This window comes from Bacteroides sp. MSSM.1001136sp1_RTP21357st2_D2_RTP21359_211015, from assembly GCF_040913205.1.
Lineage (GTDB): Bacteria > Bacteroidota > Bacteroidia > Bacteroidales > Bacteroidaceae > Bacteroides > Bacteroides ovatus.
Map to the genome: position 1 here is coordinate 13,246 of NZ_JBDFVF010000033.1, position 20,661 is coordinate 33,906.

The window sequence follows — 20,661 nt, forward strand, 5'->3', positions numbered from 1 at the left end:
AGCTTACAGTTTCAATGTCTGCTCGCTGCCATTATACTTCACAGTCCCCCCTTTCGCGTTCAAATCAAACGGTTGGGCTTTCTCCTTATTCACCGTAACTACCGTGAAAGTACGCTCCTTCAGCATACCCGGGAACTCCCCCTGACGCTCACCAATCACTAAAGTCTTGGTAGCCTCATCATACTTCATCGGTATCATGGCATACATCCCTTGTTCATAGTTATAATTCACACCTTCATCTTCGTATAACGTAAACTCCCCATCCGCTCCCTGATAAATATACAAACGGATGTGCTCCGCCGGTTTTTCATCCGTATACTGAATATCATCTCCGAACGGAATGATAGCGCCTGCACGCACATACAACGGAATACGCTCATAAGGAGCTTCTATTACTTTTCTCTCTCCTCCAGCCTGGAATTTGCCGGAATAGAAATCATACCAGCCCTCTGCTTGAGGGAAATAAATTTCACGACTGCGGTCACCATAGCGATAAACCGGAGATACCATAAACGAAGGACCGAACATAAACTGGTCACCAATATCATTCACTTCAGCATCCGCTGTGAAATCCATTACCAAGGGACGCATGATTGTATAATCATCAAACCAAGTCATACCTGCCAGCGAATAAATATACGGCATCATATTATAACGTAACTTAGTATAATATACAACCGACTGATAAGCAGGATGCCCTTCCGGCGCAATCTCCCATATTTCACGGAAAGGGTATTGTCCGTGTGCACGATATAAAGGAACAAACGCACCGAATTGATACCAGCGGGTATTCAGCTCACGCCATTCTTTATAATCAGCATTTTCCGTCTTTGTCGCGTTCCATTGTTTCTGTCCGGCCACATAACGATTCTCTACACAAAAACCGCCAATATCCATTGTCCAGTAAGGTATTCCACTCATGGCAAAATTCAATCCGGCAGAAATCTGTGCCTTCATGTCCTCCCAACGTGTACCGATATCCCCACTCCATGTAGCCGTGGAATAACGCTGTAATCCGGCAAATCCCGAACGGGTTAATAAGAACACCCGTTTGTTATTATCTACTCCGCGCTGACCGTCATAAATGCCTTCTGCATTCATCAGTGCATACGCATTGAAAAATTCCGTAGAGGAACCCAACGCTGTAGGTCCGCACAAAGCTTTCCGATATTCCAAGTCAGTACAGTCACGTACATTCGGTTCGCTGGCATCCATCCACCAGGCATCGATACCCAACGGATAATAGTGCTCATACATCTGTTTCCAGAACAGTTTCCGTGCATCGGGATCATACGCATCATAAAAACCATAATGGTAACCGGGACCTACCCAATCTTTCAAACTATCTTTAACAGACTGCTGATACATCCACCCATTCTCGTCGAACTCCTTGAAATGTTCGGTAGTAACATAAAACTTAGGCCATACCGAGATCATCATACGGGCATGCATAGCATGGATGGAATCAACCATTGCTTTCGGGTCCGGAAAACGAGCTTTATCAAACTCATGACTTCCCCAGGCATTCTCCGGCCAATGATTCCAATCCAGTACGATATTATCCACCGGAATTTTACGATCACGGAAACCTTTCAGTGCTCCCAACATTTCCTCCTGTGTATTATACTTCTCACGACTTTGCCAGAAACCCATTGCCCATTTCGGCATAACGGGAGACTTTCCGGTCAGCGAACGATAACCGCTAATCACGTCGTCCATATCCTCACCAGCCATAAAATAATAATCGAGCTGCTTGGTCATTTCACTCCACCACGACTGTTTCCCCTGTTCTTCCGGATTAACAGGTGTCAATGCACGCAGTCCGCAATAAGACTGCCCGCCATCAGGCTGCCACTCGATTTTCAACGGCACACGCTTTCCTGCTTCCAAATGAGCAGCAAACTTATAACTATTAGGATTCCATGCAGTCCGCCAACGTTCCGGCACTACCGGCTCATTGTTCAAATAGACCTTAACATATCCCGCATAATAAAGAATAAACTTGAACTCTCCCGTTTGAGCAGGTTCTATCTCTCCTTCATAAGTGACTTTAGCCCCCATTAACGGCAGTTTCTTCGGAAGATTCTCAATCGTTTTCAGATTCTCGAAATAGATGGAGTCTTCCCGGCGGACCAGAGTTTCTCCTTTTTTCGGCACATAAGTACCGGTTAGCGCCCCTTCCTGGCCTGTCTTATCATAAAGTTTAAAGATACGATTCAACTGGGAGTAATCATTCGGATTACCGAAACGACAGAAGGAATAACTATCCAGCAGTATACCATAGTTTTTATTCGAAACAACAAATGGAACAGAAACTTTCGTATTGTACTGGAACAGTTCCTCGTTCTTACCCTTATAATTAAATTCATCCGCCTGATGCTGACCTAATCCGTAAAACGCTTCATCTTCGGGAGATTCAAAAACCTGACAGACCGTATATCCTTTCGTTCCTTCCACTTCTATCGGAGTAAACGTCTTTCCTCCTCCCTTATTTTCCTGCAGGATTAACTCTCCGTTTTTATCCGTAAACCACACCTCTCCGGTACTAGCCAGTACGGATGCTTTCACTTCTTCAGTAGACACTGTAATCGTATCGCCATTCTGCACGACGGCAAAAGATGTTTGTTTTTTCTGCGGGACAACAATCAGACTTTGCGGATCGGCAAACTTGCTGTCGGCAGTGGCAGAAACGTGAATTAACTTATCTCCCATCACCTGAAGGCGAACCAAACGGGGACCTCCTGTTTCTTTGTGTTGTACTTTGACTATCACACTATCACCTGTCTTCTCGTAGACCTTATTGGAACATGCTCCAAAAAGAAGTCCCGGCAACAGGCAATAGAAAATGTTTTTCATATTCATAATCATACCTACCTTTAGGGTTCAACAATATATTTTCTCATATCGCAAAAGTAAGTACTATAAATGAAAAGTTCCCCTTCTAATGTTTTATAGAAGGGGAACTTTTAAACAGTGACCGGACGATATGTTTTTTTCAGAGGTATCATTTGTTATTTCCCTTCTTTTTCCTGGTAAACGGAGGGTAAAACACCAAATTCATCCTTGAAATAACGGCTGAAATATTTAGGATTATTGAAGCCACACTGATAGGCTATCTCCGACACATTCCGCTGGCTTTCACGCAATAATTGCGCCGCCCGCTTCAGGCGGATAACACGAATAAATTCGATAGGAGTCTTACCCGTTATCTGTAATAGTTTTTTATAAAGATGTACCCTACTCATACCCAGTTCATTACTCAACTCCTTCACCGACAAATCACACCGGGCGATGTTTTCCTCCACATACTTGATGGCGTTCTCCACCAATTTCTCGTCCATGGAAGTAATGGCAATCTCGCTCGGCTCGGGGTCAATACGCGTCTTTATCTTGTCAGTCCGGTTTCTACCACTCAGTTCTATCAGTTTTCGCATACGCAGTATCAATATCTCCACCATGAAAGGTTTCGTCATGTAGTCGTCCGCACCGATGGTCAGTCCCTCCACTTTGTCTTCCACAGCCTGCTTGGCTGTAAGCAATATCACCGGGATGACACTGGTACGATTATCCGTCTTCACCAAGTGACACAACTCGTTACCATCCATTTCGGGCATCATCACGTCACTGACGATGATATCCGGCATCAGGTCTGGTATCATCGACCAAGCCTCCCGGCCGTTGGAAGCCGACTGCACCCGGAAATACAAGCTCAGACTTTCTTTCATGAACTCAATTAAGTCCCCGTTGTCATCCACAATCAGCGCCACTGGCTTTTCCCTTTTGTTTCCGTCTTCTTCCTCGTCCGGAAGTTCATCCAAAGAGATTTCTTCCTCCTCCATGCTAGACAACAGTTCTTCACGTTTGCAGTGCTTGACAGGCAGTTCGACCAAAAATACGCTGCCCGAACCGACATTATCCACCACCCGTACCGATCCTCCATGCAACATTACAAAATCACGCACCAAACTCAAGCCAATACCGCTTCCCGTAGACTGATGATGATCCGATCCCTCCTGTTCCACCTGATAAAACCGTTCAAAAATCCGTTCCTTGTCTTCATTCTTGATGCCGATGCCCGTATCTGAAACCTTTATCAACAACCTGTCCGGTTTTTCCTGCTGCATCTCCAAAGCCACATCCACCCGTCCTCCTTCCGGAGTAAACTTGAAAGCATTGGACAAAAGGTTCATCACAGTCTTACCTATCTTATCTTCATCAAACAACATATTCAGGGACTTCATGCCAGCATAGAATGTCAGATTCACATGCTTCTTCTCGGAAAGCATCAGGAAAGAAGCACAAATATTGCGTACAAACGCCACGATGTCCCCTTCGGATAAAGACAGGTGCATACCCGACATCTCGTTCTTGCGGAAATCGAGTAGCTGATTGACCAGGTTCAACAATCGCACGGCATTACGGTGCATCAACTGTAACTTATTCTGCAGTTTCTCATCTGTCATTTCCTTCATCATACCCTCCAAAGGGGATATAATCAGCGTGAGCGGTGTGCGCAGCTCATGACTGACATTCGTAAAGAAGCGGAATTTCATCTGGTTCAATTCATCTTTCTTCTTTGCATCCTCTTCGATCTGGCGTATCTTGAACTTATTCCGCTCTCTACGCCGCACGGAATAGAATACAAACAAGATAATTCCGGCAAGCAAAAGCACGTAAAGAACGTAAGCCCACGGAGTCATCCAGAAAGGAGGAAGAATCACTATCTTCAAGCAGGCTTCATCAATCCCTTTATAGCCATCGCTATTGACAGCCCTCACCCTGAGCGTATACGTGCCGGGAGCCAGATTGGTATACGTCACACGGTGCATATCAGCCGTACTCGCCAGCCAGTCGTCATTAAACCCTTCCAGTTTATAGAAGTAACCGGTCTTTTCGGGTAACACATAATTGTCCGAAGCGAAGAATACCGTAAATACATTCTGCTTATAATCCAAAACGATTTCTTCCACCTCATTCAGGGCTTTCTTCAATATCACGCGGCCCGCATATTCTCCGCCCACCCTTACATCCTCATTGAAGAGCTGGAATCCGGTAAACATTACTTTGGGAAAAGTGCGGTTGTACTTTATATTGTCGGGATAGAAACGGTTTAATCCATACAGCCCGCCTACCACGATTTCTCCTGTATGCAAACGCTTGAGCGAACGCTGGTTGAAATCACAGCTCTGCAACCCATCCTTGTCGTTATAGGCATAGCAGTGAAAAACAGGTTGCTCCGTCTTGCTGTCCACCTGCAAGACCACATTTATCAGTTCGCCTCCTGTACTTACCCACATGTCTTTATTGTCACCTTCCGTAATACCCAATATCGGCAACTTTGAAAAATCTGTCTTGATGGGAACCTCGTACAGTTCGTCCCGCTTCAGATCGTAAACATTGAGCCCCTCACGCGTGGCCAGCCAAAGCAGCCCGCGACTGTCTTCATAAACCTGGTTGATAATCAAATGGGAAAAAAGCGCCTTACCGGACTTGGTGCCGGTGACGTTTGTAATCGTCCGCATGTTCAGATCCATGACAGCCAGGCCCGCTGTCGTACCCACATACAGCATATGATCGCGCCCAATACAAAGAGAGAATATATAATCGGATACCAGATCAGAATTTCCGGTGGTATAGGTCGTAAAAGTTCCCGTTTCAGGATTCAGACACTGCAGCCCCTTGCCTAAGGTACCGATCCAGATATTGCCTTCAGCATCTTCGGCCAATGCCCACACATTGTCATATATCAACGAATTGCCACCTCTCTCGTCGGCACGGTAATGCACAAAACGGTTTCCGTCGTAGCAGTTCAGACCTCCCCAGAAAGTACCTGCCCACAAACGCTCCTTGCTGTCGCGCAAAAGACATACAATCACATTACTCGAAATGGAACGGGAATCTGCCGTATGCAAAAATACTTTCCGCTCATCCGTCAGCATATTCCAACGAATCAATCCGCAGTCGTTTGTCCCCAACCAGACAATGTTTCCCGGCCCGTCTTCCACGCAATTGATATCGCCTACATCGGCAAAACCAAACTTGAAACTGCTTTCATTATAATACGATACACCTTTCTTGTATGTTCCCGCCCATAGCGTACCGGCCGCATCGGTATAGAGCGCAGTCACCGTATTGTTCGAGAGCGTGCGGTCATCATTGGGATCGTTCATCAGCCGAAGAACCTTCCCGTCCTTTCCCAGCACCTCAATGCCATCCTGATCCCGCCCTATCCAGATATTGCCATAGTTATCTTGCGAGACGGCACGCACGATACTGCTATAATTTCCGTTTCCGCCGGAACAGGTCTCCCACGTTTTGCGAGAAAGATGGTAGATCCACATGCCTTCAACACCATACATCCATATACGTTCATCATGGTCTACAAATAAAGTAAACACTTCCTCCTTTTCCTTTTCCCAATGGCGGGCAATATCTTCAGTAACCCATTTCACTTCCAGCTTCTCCTTATCCAGGCAAGCCAAAGTTCCGTTATAGAGAGCCAACAAGATGCCTTCGCTGCATTCCGCTATATCGGAGACATCCGCATTTGACAGTAAGGTATCACTTCCCCTAACCATTGCGGCACTTCTCTTTCCTTCCTCAAAACAATAGATTCCTTTTCCCGGGACTTTAATCCAAAAAGACATTTCCCGATCAATATAGATAGCCGAAAGCTCCCCGTCTATGCCGATATTCTCCATCCAATTTTCCATATTGCGGTCGAAAGTGTCGGAATCTGAACGATAAATGGTATAGCCCGCTCCCGTACGCAGCCACAGATTTCCGGCCGCATCTTCCTGAATGTCTTCAATGTAATTGTCCAGCAAAGATGTTTCGTCATCCTTCTGGCTACGGTATACACGGATGTCGTAACCGTCATAACGATTCAGTCCGGACGCCGTTCCAAACCACATGAATCCGCGTGAATCCTTATAGATAGCATTAACCTGATTATTGGAAAGGCCGTCCTTTACTTCCAGATGCTTGAACATATAATCGTGTGGAAAAACCCTAAAGCATATCGGCCAGACACACAAAATAAACAGTAGTATTTCTTTCATATTATTAGAGATAAAAGTCTCATTTTATTGCAAAAAAACCAAAAAGCTCACAGAAAAACAAGAAAAGCCGAAGCTTTTATCGTGTGCTCCTTGATTTATTCCATAAACACAAAGGAACAAGGAGAAGCATATCCCTTGCAGAAAGCTTCTCCGAAACCAATCAAAAATATTCAATAAGCTTATATCTCTAAAGCCTCACATTCAAAAACTTATTAAAATACCTTATGCTGTTGCTTATTTCACCATCAGAAAGGATAATTACCGGCTGCGGCTCCCTTCATGATACCCTCAATGGCATAATCTTCTTTCGCTGTCCCTGTAGTACGGTCGATGTCACCGCCCGTCTCCCAGTAGAAGGGCAGACAACCGTGGGCTTTCGCTTCCCGGGTGACCACCTCATTCCAGTAGGCACGGCTCTTGTCGTGCATCTCCTGATTCTCGCTTACGGTGCGCTTCATGGCACTGTACTCGCCCAACACAGCAGGATAGCCCTTGTCCACAAAATACGTCTTTATCTTAGCAAACTGTTCTTTCACATACTCCTCTTCGCCCCACGTGGCGTTGTGTTCCGATCCGGCCACGATATTGTCCTTGCCCCAGTACCAGAATATCTTGCCCCAGTCGGCGTCATTCTCCATCAGGCAGAAGTTATACGGGTCGTAGAAGTGAAATTCCACCATCAAACGACTCTCCACCACATCCGTCGGCATGGCATAGACTCCTGCCACGGCATCGCTTATTCTAGTGGCCGGAGCCTGTACTATCAGGCAGCGGGTGGCGTTGTTCCCACCGGTGGCACGGACGGCGTCCACAAATGCCTGTTCGTATTTCATGATGGTGCGAATGTCTTCGGCATTCTTAAATTCGTTATTCGTACTGCTGGTTTCGTTCATGCCCAACTCGTTGCTTCCGGCAAAGAGCAGGTGTTCATCGTAGTCATTCAACTTGGTAGCAATCTGCGTCCATAGGGTTTTCTGTTTGGTATTCAGCGCCTCGCTGTAACCGCCCAAGATATGATCTTCCAACCAACCACCGTCCCAGTGGATATTAAGAATAGCATACATATTGTTTGCCACGCAATAACCTACCACTTCACTGACACGGTTCAGCCATGCGGCATCTATCTGATTCGTCGTTTCATTGGAGAGATGAGAATTCCAAGCACAAGGAATGCGCACGGCGTTGAAGCCCAAAGCTTTCAATCCCTTGATGTAGGCCTCACTTATCCGCGGATTTCCCCAGGCAGTCTCACCTCCGGTAGCCTCCAACGTATTACCGATATTGACACCGGCATAAATCTTTGCCGCCAAGGTTTTGGCATCGCTTTCCATGGAACCCGACGGAATCTCCGGTTCTCCGGCAGTTTTGGGTTTCTGTTTAACCAATACCCGTCCCAACGCAATGTTGTCGCTCTTGATAGTGACTTTCGCTTCGCGCGGTGTGGTTTCGACATTGGCAGCCATCGTAGCATAATAGCTTATACCTTTTTCCGCCTTTTCCGAGATTACACACCAAGAAGCGTCACTACTAACGGTAACGGCTGCATCGGCAGTAAGCAACAAGATTTCCCCCTGACCTTCCACGGGAACATCGACCGTACCGGCGACAATATGTACAGCAGGAGTGATCGGATTTCTTTCATCATCGGAACATGCGATAATCATACAAAAGAAAAAGAATGCTGGAAATACAGCAACAAAATTGAAACGTTTAATGGTATTCATCATCTTACTTAAACTTATGGTTAATCTTTGATGCCAAAAGTAATGAAAAGCAACGAGAATCAGGTTATCAGATGTTGCTCGAAAGGGTATCATTTGTTTTCTATCGGGATCAAAAAGTAATCTATGGCAGACATCCGCACATTCCGGAGTCATTTCAGCTTGCAAGAAAGGGAAATATGTATTATTTTTGTGTAGATGCCTGTGGGCACAAAACCGCTAATAACCATTTAAAACATTTATGTACCGATGAAAAAAAGTATACTACTCTTCGGACTGGCTTTCAATCTCTCTTGTTTCGCCCAAAACGGACAAGGCTATCAAAACCCCATTATCCCCGGCTTCCATCCCGATCCCAGCATTTGCCGGGTGGCGGACGATTATTATTTGGTAAACAGTAGCTTCCAGTACTTCCCCGGCGTACCGTTGTTCCACAGCCGCGACCTTGTGAACTGGGAGCAGATAGGCCACTGCCTGACACGCCCCTCACAACTGCCGCTTCATTCCTCCAGTGCCTGGGGTGGCATCTATGCGCCTACCATTCGCTACAACGACGGCACGTTCTACATGATTACCACTAATGTGTCCGACAAAGGAAACTTCATTGTCCACACCACCGACCCGCACGGCGAGTGGTCCGAACCTGTCTGGCTAAAGCAAGGCGGCATCGATCCCTCCCTCTACTTCGAGGACGGCAAATGCTACTTGGTGAGCAATCCCGATGCCGGCATCTGGCTTTGCGAGATAAATCCCCGGACCGGAGAGCAACTGACAGAATCCAAACGCATCTGGAACGGTACGGGCGGACGACATCCCGAAGGACCGCACATCTACAAGAAAGACGGCTGGTACTACCTGCTGATTTCGGAAGGTGGCACGGAATACGGGCACAAAGTGACAATCGCCCGCAGCCAAAGCATTGACGGGCCGTATGAAGGCAACCCTGCCAATCCTATCCTAACCCATATTAACAAGAATGCCCAGAACAGTCCGATTCAAGGTACCGGACACGCTGACTTCGTGCAGGCCTCCGACGGAAACTGGTGGATGGTCTGTCTCGCTTTCCGCCCGCAAACCGGCTCTCATCATCTGTTGGGACGGGAAACTTTCCTCGCTCCTGTCCGCTGGGATCCAAATGCCTGGCCGGTGGTGAACGGAGACGGCACCATAGCCCTGCAAATGAACGTGCCCACCCTGCCCCTGCAACCTTTTGCCGAAAAGCCCGTCCGCACGAAGTTTAAAAGCGGAAAGCTGGGAAATGAATGGGTACACATCCGTAATCACCATCCGGAGAACTATACTTTCGTTTCCGGAAAACTACGTCTAAAAGCCACTTCCGTCAATTTGGACAATAGCACAGAAAGCCCCACCTTCATAGGTCGCCGACAAGAGCATATCGACTTCTGCGCCACCACTTCCATGCAGTTGCAGAAAGCTACGGCGGGCGATGAGGCCGGACTGACGGTCTATATGTTCGAACCTGCCCACTACGACCTCTTCGTGAAGCAACTTGCCGACGGGAAGCAGGCCGTGACGCTCCGCTATCGCTTGGGAGCGTTGTCCCACACGGAGAAGGAAGTCATTCTGCCACAGAACAGGAAAGTACAGCTTCGAGTGAAAGGTGGCAGCGAGTTATACACCTTTGAATATGCCACTGACGGAAAGCATTTCCAAGAATTGGGCAAGATGAACACCTGTTACATCAGCACAGAGACAGCAGGCGGATTCACCGGAATCATGTTAGGCCTGTATGCCGCAGCCAATGACGATGCCTCTGAAGCATCTGCAGATTTTGAATACTTCGACTATCTGAAGTAGAGTATCAAAAGCCACGACTTGAAACAATTATAAAAAAGAAAATCCGGGATGTTTAGAAGCACCCCGGATTTTTTCTATTGTTCATAGGATCCGTCAACCGGTATCTACAGTTACCATTGCGGAACGGCAAACAGGCTGTGAATGGTGAACTCCACTTCCATAATGTTTCTGAAACCAAGTTCCTTGATGACATCACCTTCCGGCGTACCGAAGGCACAACCGGTATCCTTCGTCTTGCCATAACAGTTCCAAAGTTCCAGACGATAGCTATTGCCGTCATTAGTATCGATCACTTTCGTTGCGTCATAGCCCGTCACTTTAGTACCATCCAAATAGAGATTATCCAACTCGGCGTGCATCTTCGGAAAATATTGAAAGATGTCGTCCACCTGCACAAACGTCATGATAGCACCTGCGGCATGGTCGGTCGACTCATACTTGATGTCGAAAATAGGATTTTCAACGGAATATTGGAAGTTCTCGTACTTCACGTTGAACATAGCACCTTGGTTATTATTCCAATCACCGCCCCAAGTCGGATTAATAGAGACGAGTTTCGGGGTATAAGCCTTTGCCACATCGGCATCGGTAATGATTGTACAGGTAATCTCCAGACTGCCTCCGAAGCTGAAAGTCGGTTCGGAACTAACATTCTGCGAATCACTGAAAGCGCTGTTCAGCACCTTGCCTTCAGCAGCGCCCTTCCCCCAAACATTGAACAATTCAATGCGGTAATTACCATTATTCTCGATATCTCCATAGAAAAAGTTGTTAGCATTGAACTTAATGGCATTGCCATCGCATTTCATTTCGTCGATACGGACAAACACGTTAGGGTATCTTGAAACCAATCCTTGAAAATCGAGCGTAAATACCATAGCGTCACTGCAAGCCCCTTCATATGTAAAAGTATGCTGTCCGTCCAACTTAGCAGGATCGATCTGTCCGACAACGGTTCCCCACGTTCCGGGCTCACCGTTTCCCGCACAGAGGAGCGTTACAGGAATCATCGCATCCGCCTCAGCCTTGCGCTGGCTGTAATAGTTTACAGAGTATGCATAACCGTCACCGTTGGGCAGGGCTATCTGCAAGCCGTCACTTGTCAAAGTCAATATATTCAACTTACCGCTCTTTCCGGCTACCCACGTATCGGCACAAAGCACATTGATGTCAATGTCAATCACCTTATCGGCCTCATTAATGGTATATCTGCCGGTTTCGTCAGTGGAAACACCCTCTCCGGTCAGACGGTGAATGTTCACTGTTCCGTCTTCAAGGAACTCCATGTAACCATAATCCTGACCGTAAGTATAACCTATCCATCCGTTGTCCGTACCCATTTCCCAATGAATCTGCTGCTCAATATTAGGTTGTCCGTTGGAAACGGTAGCCCAGCTATCCGTATCGCCCCATTGAGTGAACGGACCCTCAAACACATGCTGCTTGCCGTCCTGCCCGTTATCAATGTACCATTTACCATAAAGCAACGTTTTGTCAAATCTCACATTCTTAGCCGTAGATACCGGACGGACAGCAAGCGCCTGATAAACCGGAGTCGTCGTACGTCTATCGGCTCCCGCATTGAAGTGGTAGCTCATGGCAAACCGGGAATCGGAACTGTTGATAGAACCGGACAGATAATAGCCTTCCATACCTGCTCCCTCCGTAACCGCCTGACTGCGCGAACCTGCCGCCGGCAAGAAGATGGAGTTTCCGTTGGGACCAGTAAGTTTATAGCCGGACACACCGTCTACTTCCGTCCATTCTTTGGAGCAAAGGGTGAAAAGTTCTTCAAATTCCGCAATGGTAGGCATCGTTACTTTTCCTTCAAACGCCTTGTTTGCAACGTCACGAGCAGTCCTGTAAACATCAGCGGAAGCATATTGTGCCGGATCAAGACTGGTATTGAATCCGGTCATATCACCGAATCCGAACAAACCTCCGATTTCCGATTCAGTAGAAGCACCCACATTATATTTTGCCCATTTGGTGGAAAGGCCGAGATCGACCAAGTCGTCATCGAGGCTGAAAGTCTGGGAAGCAGTCGTGAAGGACTTCACATCGCCATAGACTAATCCGGCACCGAGATCCAGATAAGCCACATAATAATAGGTAGTGCCGGGCATCAAGCCTTCCACATCTACCGTATAGCTGTCCTTGGGAACAGTGGCGACACGCACGCCTGCACGAACGTTTTCCGTGCCTGCCACACCCGACACCATAATGCCGCTTTCCGCATTTGCAGGGAAGTCGGCAAGCGATCCGGCAAGCGTAATCCTGTTGGCCTCCACATGGGTGGCGTCACCAGTAGTGGCTCTAGCATTGGTCAGCACCAAGCTTTTGACCTCGCCAATGTAGGTAACCTTACCTTGCAGGGTGACGTATGCCTGGTAATAGATGGTCTGATTGACACTGCCCGCTACGGTAGCGGAGAAATCCTCCCCGCCCGTAGCCACCACCTTCTCCGTCAACGCATCGGCACCCTCACCATAGTTAAAACCGGTGGTGTATGCGCTCGAAGCCTGTCCTCCGAGCCCTGACACCGTCCCATGCAGAATGGCCGAAGTAGCTGTCACATCCGCCGATCCCGTCACTACCGAATTGTCGGCAAGCAACGGCTGTGTACTTATGGCATAATCGTCATCGCTGCATCCCGCCATGAAAACGCCCACGACGAGAACCATTATTCCGAATAATATCTTGTTTTTCATTCTACTAATTCATTTATGTGATTACTCAATAGTCATTGAAACAATTTCTACCTGAACATTGGGGCTTCCGTCTTCCAATGTTTCCACGGTGGCGTTGCCCTTGTTCTGTATACCTATGATGAGACAGCTTGTCCCGTCATAAGTCACCGTCGCACCGGTAGTATTGGTCACAGTCACCGTCTGGGTCGCACCCGAAACCATGTCAAAGTTTACGGCATGTTCCAGACTGTAGCAACCGTCTTCCCACGCGTTTCCGATGTTGTTGTCCAAAATGACCGTCTTGGGAGCCGCTCCTTCATTCCAGGTGATGCCGCCAAGCACCTTATATTGGATGGTGAGTTTCTGATTCTTTTTCAATTTCACCTTTGTGACATCGATAGGCCATTCCACATCTGAAACCCACGGGTTATAGAACTGGATGCGCAGGCGTTCGGGATTGCCGTCACCGAAGATGACCTGTACCTTACTGTTGTCCACCTTCACCTCAGTTGGTCCGGTTGTCCCCGAAGAGACTTTCTTGTAAAGCAGGTTGGCTACGAGGTAAGTGTTCACCACTCCGTTCTCGTCCACCGATTCGGGAATGCCGAGAGTCAGTGCTTCACCTGCCTCTACGCTCAATACATTGAAAGAGGTGCCCTTCACAATGACAGTACGCTGATCGTGCGAAGCGGTAAGGAAGGTGATTTCCTTATCAAAGGTTATCACGTTGCCGGCTATGGTCATATTGCCGCTCAAGTCTCCGCATTCGTACTTATACGTACCGTCAGAAGCTTTGCTCAGAATCAGTTCAAAGTCTTCCGTCTCCTCGCCCGGAGCAGGGGCCCAAGTGGTGTTGTAAGATCCGCCTGTCACGCTTTCCCATTCGGCAACATCAGGCGAACCGTTCCACCACAACCAGTCGTAAGGGATTTCAGTATTGAGGTTGAAGGTCATCTGTTGACCCACGTAAGATACACCTTCGATTTCGGTCGTGAAGAGGTCTGTCTGCAAATTGTCGAATGACGGCAATACGGGTTCTACCTTATTTATCAGTCCGCTTTCTTCCTTGGGAATGCACTCGCCTGCGGTTTCAATCACTTCTTCGGAAACGAAGTTCCATACGATGTACCAGTTGCCTTCGTCATTGGTACGCTTGGTCACTAATTGCAGGATGTAAGGAGTTAGTTCTATAATCTGGATATCCTGCGTATAGTTGGAGCAAACGGCATCAAAGCCTGCGTTGTGCATAGAATAGCAGTCGGTGAACGAGATGAGGGGTTTAGTCTTGTCCGCTAGATTCATATTGAATTTCCCCGTCATGTTCGAACCCGTGCTGGCCCCTTTCGTACCGTTCTCCCCCCGATACATGGTAGCCACGCAACCACCGGAAGCATCCATGCTAAAGAGCATATACGAATCCATGTAAGGGTCGGTAGCTGAAATCAGCCAGTCCTGAAAGCCGGGATCCCAATTGGGTTTCCAGTTGCCCGTACCGAAGACGATATCCTTATAAACAGCATCGGCCTCTTCCTATTCAGTATAACCGGCGCCATCGCCGTCCGGGTCGAAAGGTGACAGGTACATTACCGGACCGGAGCACTGCCCGATACCGTAGTTGGCGTCACAAGGATACCACTTCTTGCTGACACCGGCAGCCAATGTCTCGGCATCGGGAAGGGCATCGCCCGTCTTGAAATTCTCGTCCGCCAGAAGGAACCACTTCTCATCTCCCAACAGCGAGAAGTCGTTCTGCCCCAACGTGAAAGAATAAGGCTCGCCATAAACAATGCCACCGGGAGTTTCAGCTCCAAAAGTCACCTCATAAGTACCCGAGAAAGGCAATTCGATAGTGAGGTCGCTCTCCTGCGAGCGTCCTTGAGGAGTAACCCACAACGGAGTGCAGCCGGAGATGTTCGATTTGAGATGTACCTGATTTCCCGAAATGGTGACCGTATAGGCCGTACCTTGCACCAAATCACCGGATACGTAGGTCTTTCCACCCATATCGTATTTATCAGGCGTACATGCCGACAGCATCAATATCAAGCCGGCAATGAGCGAATATATATAACGATTCAATTTCATATCTTACTAATTTTAATATTTTTCATCAATAGCCCGAACCTTCCGGAATTTACCAACCCGGATTCTGCACAAGCTTGTTGCCCGAAAGCGTGATTTGCGTACTCGGAATCTGCATCAGTCCTTTCTTTGCGGTGAAGTTGCTTTCGGAGAAAGAAGTAGTGGCCTCGTTGCCGCCAATCATTACCTTAGCGCCGTTCTGTGCGGCGGCAATGGCACGTGCGGCATAGGCGCCATCTTTCTCATAGCGCATCAGGTCCCAATAGTGCACGCCCTCAAAGGCCAACTCAATGGCACGTTCGTTGCGGATGTTTTCAATGCTGTAAGGCAAGGATTCACCGGGATATACGCGCTGATGAACCAGATTCAACCCCCGGTTGTTCCCGTTAAGTTCGGAATGCATCAGCAACACGTCGGCATAGCGCATGATGGTGTAGTCCTGATAGTAAGTGATGTTCATGTGTTTCTCGCCCAACTCAAATCCTACCTCTTGACGTGTTCCATCGGCAAAGCACATCGGTGCATACTTGCGGGTATAGTAGCCGGTGTATTCATAAGAATCGGCAATGTCGGCATCGAAACCGGCTTCACTGCAACTCCATACGCAGGCACTGAAACGCGGGTCTTTGGAATATTGCTCCACAAAGGCGGGCGTCACCGAGCAACCTCCCCAACCGCTGGCAATGCATACACCTGTTGCGCATCGGTTGCGCGGACCTAAATAGACCGAGAAGGTGTTGCCGTCTCCATTACCATTGTAGTCAGAAGTACTGTTCATCTTCAGGTTGAGCACAATTTCCTTGGAGAGATTGCCCTGACCAGCCTGCCAAGTAGAACCATCGTACCATTTGCCTGCATACGTGGTTTTCCAGGCATACGTGTCACCGCTTGAAGCATCGGTGGTGCAAGCCGGCATCCAAAAGTCGGCATAGCTGCTTTCCAGTTCATAACCGCCATAATCTACCACATCGTTGATGGCCGCCACCGCTTCCGCTTTCGTACAAGCGGGATGTTCTTCGCCATAGTAACCGGTATAATAAAGATAGGCGCGAGCCATCAGTGCTTCAGCAGCATACTTGGTGATGCGGCCGTCGTTGGTGTTACGGTTTAACAACGGATAGGCATCGGCAGGAATATGCTCGGCGCCATACTTGAAGTCGTCGAAAATAAGCTGATAGACATCTTTTGCCGGAGAACGGGGAATGTTCTCTTCGGACGGAGCGGTGAGCAAAGGCACGTCGCCGAACAAACGAACGAGATCGAAATAAAGGATACCACGAAGTGTGCGAGCCTCACCGATAACACGTCCTTGCGCACCGGTGTCTCCACCCCAGTCTATGTTGTCTTCCCGCGCGATGAGCTGGTTGCAGCGGAATATCGCCTTGTAATAGTTTATCCAGTCCGTATTGAAGAGGTCGTTGTAAGAAGGGGCGATTCCTAAGTCGAACTGGTCTATCACATTATTATTCTTGGCATCGGAAAGGCCGAGACCGGCAAAAGCCTGTTCGGAAGCGAATTCCGCCACCAAATACATGCCCACTCCCTCATCGGAGACAGTGCGTTGCCAGCCGTCGTAGCAACCCACTAATGCCATTTCGGCTGATTCGAGGTTGCTGTAAGCGGTTTCGGTATTCAAGGTTACCTTTGAGGAAGTCTCAAAGAAATCATCGCACGAGGTGAAGGCCGCAGCCGACAGTGCGAGTACCCCCATGGCTAATATATATTTGTTCATATTACTTTTCTTTTTCATGGTTTAAAACGCAAGATTAATACCTACAATAAAGGTGCGCGGATGCGGATAGTAACCCATATCTACGCCCGACACCCATGTTTGGTTGGTCGTACCGTCCGCATTCTGCCTATTGCCGTCCGTACCGTTGAACGATCCGATTTCAGGGTCCATACCGTCATACTTGGTCAGCGTGAAAAGGTTCTGCGCCTGTACATAGAGCCGCAATTTGGAGATACCTTTCCAAGAGATAAGACGTTTGAAGTCGTAGCCCAACGTAATGTTCTGCAGGCGGATGTAATCGCCGTCTTGCAGGTAGAGGTCAGAAAATTGCCAGTTGCCCACATCGTTGTAGGTCACGCGGGGAATATAGTTGCTGGTTCCTTCGCCCGTCCAGCGGTTGAGAATCCGGCGGCTGTAGTTGGCTTGCGAGGAATTCGGGTCGCGATAAGACTGGGCGATTTGGAAGCCTGCGGCACCGGTAGCATTCAAGCTGAAGTCGAAGCCTTTATAGCCTAGGTTGAGGTTAAAGCCGAATACATGTTTGGGAAGTCCGTTGCCCAAATCCACCTTGTCTTTGGCATCAATGGAGCCATCGTGGTTCACGTCCACATACTTCACGTCACCCGGCTGCACATTGCTCTGATAAATGCCGTTCCCGGCTGCAATCCAGTCATTGATTTCTTTCGTGTTCTGGAAAATGCCTGCTGTCTTGAATCCCCAGAAGTAGCCGATGGCATGACCATTCTCGGCACGATAAAACTCTTCAGCATTACTGTATATCTGATTGATGGCACCATGGATGATACCGTCTTCGGTAGGAATACTACCTACTTCATTATGATTGTATGCAAAGTTAGCGCCTACACTATAAGTGAAGTTCTTGCCTATTTGGTCATTCCAAGAGAGTCCTATTTCGATACCCTTGTTTTTCACGTCGCCGCCATTAACGATAGGACCGTCGGCACCTGCTGTAGCCAATACGGGAGCCTGTACCAGCCAGTCTTTGGTATTCTTGATGTAACCATCGGCCGTAAACGAGAGGCGACCGTTAAGGAAGCGGGCATCGATACCCACGTTATACTGTTCGGAAGTCTCCCACTTCACATTTTCATTGGCAAGACGGCTAGTATAGGAACCGGTAACCCAACCTTCCTGCCCTCCGGAAGAGCCGAAGTTATAATTGGTATTTGTCGTGGATACCGGAGCAAGATACTGATAACAGTTGATATTAGCGTTACCCACCTGCCCCCAACTGGCACGCAGCTTCAAGTATTCGAGCCAGGATTTCGTCGATTTCATGAAACGCTCCTCTGAAAGTGTCCATCCGGCAGATACGGAGGGGAAATACCCCCATCGGTTTCCTTTGGTAAACTTGGAAGAGCCGTCGGCACGCACGGTAGCGTTTACCATATAGCGGTCTTTCCATGTCCAGCCTGCACGAGCAAAGAAGGACAAGCCTCGGGTAGAATCGTAAGGCTTTCCTTCGACAGTCTTATTTTCCGTACCGTTGGTGTTGGCAAGATAGGCATGATCCCAGTCGTCGAAGCCGGGAATAAGGCCAGTATTGGAACCACCGGAACTGCTACCGTCATAAGAGGACAATTCACTGCCTATCAAAGCATTCAGATGATGCTCTTCGCCAATGTTGAAATCATAGGCCAGTGTATTGGTCCATACCATAGACAACCCGTTGCCATGACTCTGGCTCACTTTGCTTGTGGCGACTGCGCTCTGCGGGGTAAACTGGTATTCCGGCGTATAAGAACGATAGTCGGAAGCACCGTAGCTGATGCCGTAGACCGTACGGAACTTCAAGTTCTTGACAGGTTCTACCTGCACATAAACATTGGCATCCAACGAAGCGTTCTTGCTCTGGTTATAACGGTTCATCATCATCACTCCATACGGATTACCGTCATTCACGTTCCAGTCGGAACCTACCGTAGAGTTGTAATTGCCGTCGGCATCATAAACGGGGATAATAGGAGAAGCCGAGAATGCGCTGCGCAGGTTGTTATTCCAAATGTTTCCGGTATTCATGCCGCGCGTGTCTTTATAGACAAAGCCCACGTGCTCACCGATTGTCACCAGTCCGTTCCACATTTTGTGCTCAGAATTGGCACGGAAGTTATACCTCTTATAATAAGAAACATCAGAGCCGCCGATCAGACCGTCCTGACCGGTGTAACCTCCCGAAATGGCATAAGTGGATGTTTTGGAACCACCCGTAAAGGACAGGCTATGGCTGGTTGTCAAAGCACCATTATCAATGGCCTGGTCAATCCAATCAGTGTCATGTACATTGCCGTTGGCATCGTAAATAGAGTTGAGTGAAGCCCAATCTACCCGGGACATGCCCGAATTAAGGCGGGCCTCATCCATGATGTTCATATACTCGGCGGCATTCAGCACATGGAACTTACGCCCGATCGTCTGCCAGCCAGCAAAGCCGTCGTAAGAGATTTTGCAGGAACCTTCCTTACCGCTCTTGGTGGTGACCAACACGACACCATTGGCAGCCTGCGCTCCGTAGATAGCAGCCGAAGCTGCATCTTTCAGCACGTCGATACTTTCGATATCGGCAGGATTCAGTGTGGTAATGTCACCGCCTACACCATCTATAAGATAAAGAGGTTGCGAATTACCCACCGTACCCAAACCGCGGATAGTGACACTCATGCTGGCACCGGGCTGCCCGGAGGTAGAAACGATGTTCACACCCGGTGTCTGTCCTTGCAGGGCCGACAGCGGGTTGGTGGTATTCAGCTTGGCAATATCGTCGCCTTTCACCTGAACCGTGGCGCCGGTCACAAGTTTCTTTTTCTGCACACCGTAACCGATGACGACTACTTCGTCCAGAACCTCGCTGTCTTCTTTCAGTACCACATTGATGACGGAAGACGTACCGACCTTAACTTCTTGAGACTGATAGCCGACGTAAGAGAATACCAACGTTTGCCCCTGTCCGACATTTACCGAATAGTGACCGTTGATATCTGTGATGCTACCCGTTCCGATAACTTCTTTCACCCGCACGCTGACACCAATCAACGGCTCGTTATCCATACCCGCCGTCACCGTTCCCGTGACGGTCTTTTTTTGAGAAGGATTAGCCTGAAGGCTGCTGATTGCAGGCACGAGCAATAGCAGTACCAATGCAACATGGCATAACCATAAATACTGATTATGCACTTTTTCCAAGAATGTTTTTCTCATTGTACATTTTTAAGTGGTTAATATCAAAGATTTATTGCGTTCCTTAAATGATTGCAAAACACACCCGCAAATATAGAAACGAAACAAAAAAGTAGGCTCAGAAATTGTTACTAAAGACATACAAATTAGTTAATCCTCATCATAAAAATGTTATAAAAAAGGGTATAATTTGTTTTCAATTTCATTGAGATATCTTTCTAAAAGCCTATTCTATCTTTTTTCAGACACATCTGTTTCGTCACATTTCCCCGATTTCCGCAAGAAGTCGCTCCACTTTCCGGTCTGCGGGTCCGTCACTCCCCAATGCTTATAGAGAATAGAATGTATTTTATTGGGGCATG

Annotated in this window: 9 protein-coding genes; 1 reads left to right on the top strand and 8 read right to left on the bottom strand. The window is 48.1% G+C overall.

From position 1 onward, the window contains the following. Positions 1–3: 3 nt before the first annotated feature. The 3 genes from AB5217_RS19065 to AB5217_RS19075 form a co-directional block, all read right to left on the bottom strand. Positions 4–2,868, bottom strand: a complete 2,865-nt coding sequence (locus AB5217_RS19065) for an alpha-xylosidase BoGH31A (protein WP_185968687.1) — start codon at positions 2,866–2,868, stop codon at positions 4–6. 143 nt (positions 2,869–3,011) lie between these two features. Further along, positions 3,012–7,061 (bottom strand): two-component regulator propeller domain-containing protein, encoded by a 4,050-nt coding sequence (locus tag AB5217_RS19070; protein WP_032844329.1) that lies wholly within the window; start codon positions 7,059–7,061, stop codon positions 3,012–3,014. A 245-nt stretch (positions 7,062–7,306) separates the two neighbouring features. Beyond that, positions 7,307–8,788 (bottom strand): cellulase family glycosylhydrolase, encoded by a 1,482-nt coding sequence (locus AB5217_RS19075; protein WP_050486365.1) that lies wholly within the window; start codon positions 8,786–8,788, stop codon positions 7,307–7,309. A gap of 243 nt (positions 8,789–9,031) precedes the next feature. Here AB5217_RS19075 and AB5217_RS19080 point away from each other — a divergent pair, with 243 nt between their 5' ends. Beyond that, complete coding sequence (locus AB5217_RS19080) at positions 9,032–10,600, top strand: glycoside hydrolase family 43 protein (protein ID WP_032844328.1); 1,569 nt, start codon at positions 9,032–9,034, stop codon at positions 10,598–10,600. Between the two features lie 110 nt (positions 10,601–10,710). On the opposite strand, the gene AB5217_RS19085 is transcribed toward AB5217_RS19080, so the two are convergent. The 5 genes from AB5217_RS19085 to AB5217_RS19105 form a co-directional block, all read right to left on the bottom strand. Beyond that, on the bottom strand, positions 10,711–13,311 hold the full coding sequence (locus tag AB5217_RS19085) for a hypothetical protein (protein WP_032844327.1): 2,601 nt from the start codon (positions 13,309–13,311) through the stop codon (positions 10,711–10,713). 21 nt (positions 13,312–13,332) lie between these two features. Continuing rightward, on the bottom strand, positions 13,333–14,712 hold the full coding sequence (locus tag AB5217_RS19090; protein ID WP_368112631.1) for a hypothetical protein: 1,380 nt from the start codon (positions 14,710–14,712) through the stop codon (positions 13,333–13,335). Between the two features lie 108 nt (positions 14,713–14,820). After that, positions 14,821–15,375: a hypothetical protein gene (locus AB5217_RS19095; protein WP_368112630.1), complete on the bottom strand. Its 555-nt coding sequence runs from the start codon at positions 15,373–15,375 to the stop codon at positions 14,821–14,823. Between the two features lie 49 nt (positions 15,376–15,424). Next, positions 15,425–17,104 (bottom strand): RagB/SusD family nutrient uptake outer membrane protein, encoded by a 1,680-nt coding sequence (locus AB5217_RS19100; RefSeq protein WP_032844325.1) that lies wholly within the window; start codon positions 17,102–17,104, stop codon positions 15,425–15,427. Between the two features lie 21 nt (positions 17,105–17,125). Continuing rightward, positions 17,126–20,320, bottom strand: coding sequence for a SusC/RagA family TonB-linked outer membrane protein (locus AB5217_RS19105; RefSeq protein WP_070783044.1), 3,195 nt, complete (start codon positions 20,318–20,320; stop codon positions 17,126–17,128). Between the last annotated feature and the right edge of the window lie 341 nt (positions 20,321–20,661).

Coding starts and splice junctions, on each gene's coding strand:
- AB5217_RS19065 (WP_185968687.1), bottom strand. CDS start 2,868: ATGATTATGAATATGAAAAACATTTTCTATTGCCTGTTGCCGGGACTT.
- AB5217_RS19070 (WP_032844329.1), bottom strand. CDS start 7,061: ATGAAAGAAATACTACTGTTTATTTTGTGTGTCTGGCCGATATGCTTT.
- AB5217_RS19075 (WP_050486365.1), bottom strand. CDS start 8,788: ATGATGAATACCATTAAACGTTTCAATTTTGTTGCTGTATTTCCAGCA.
- AB5217_RS19080 (WP_032844328.1), top strand. CDS start 9,032: ATGAAAAAAAGTATACTACTCTTCGGACTGGCTTTCAATCTCTCTTGT.
- AB5217_RS19085 (WP_032844327.1), bottom strand. CDS start 13,311: ATGAAAAACAAGATATTATTCGGAATAATGGTTCTCGTCGTGGGCGTT.
- AB5217_RS19090 (WP_368112631.1), bottom strand. CDS start 14,712: ATGGATTCGTATATGCTCTTTAGCATGGATGCTTCCGGTGGTTGCGTG.
- AB5217_RS19095 (WP_368112630.1), bottom strand. CDS start 15,375: ATGAAATTGAATCGTTATATATATTCGCTCATTGCCGGCTTGATATTG.
- AB5217_RS19100 (WP_032844325.1), bottom strand. CDS start 17,104: ATGAACAAATATATATTAGCCATGGGGGTACTCGCACTGTCGGCTGCG.
- AB5217_RS19105 (WP_070783044.1), bottom strand. CDS start 20,320: ATGAGAAAAACATTCTTGGAAAAAGTGCATAATCAGTATTTATGGTTA.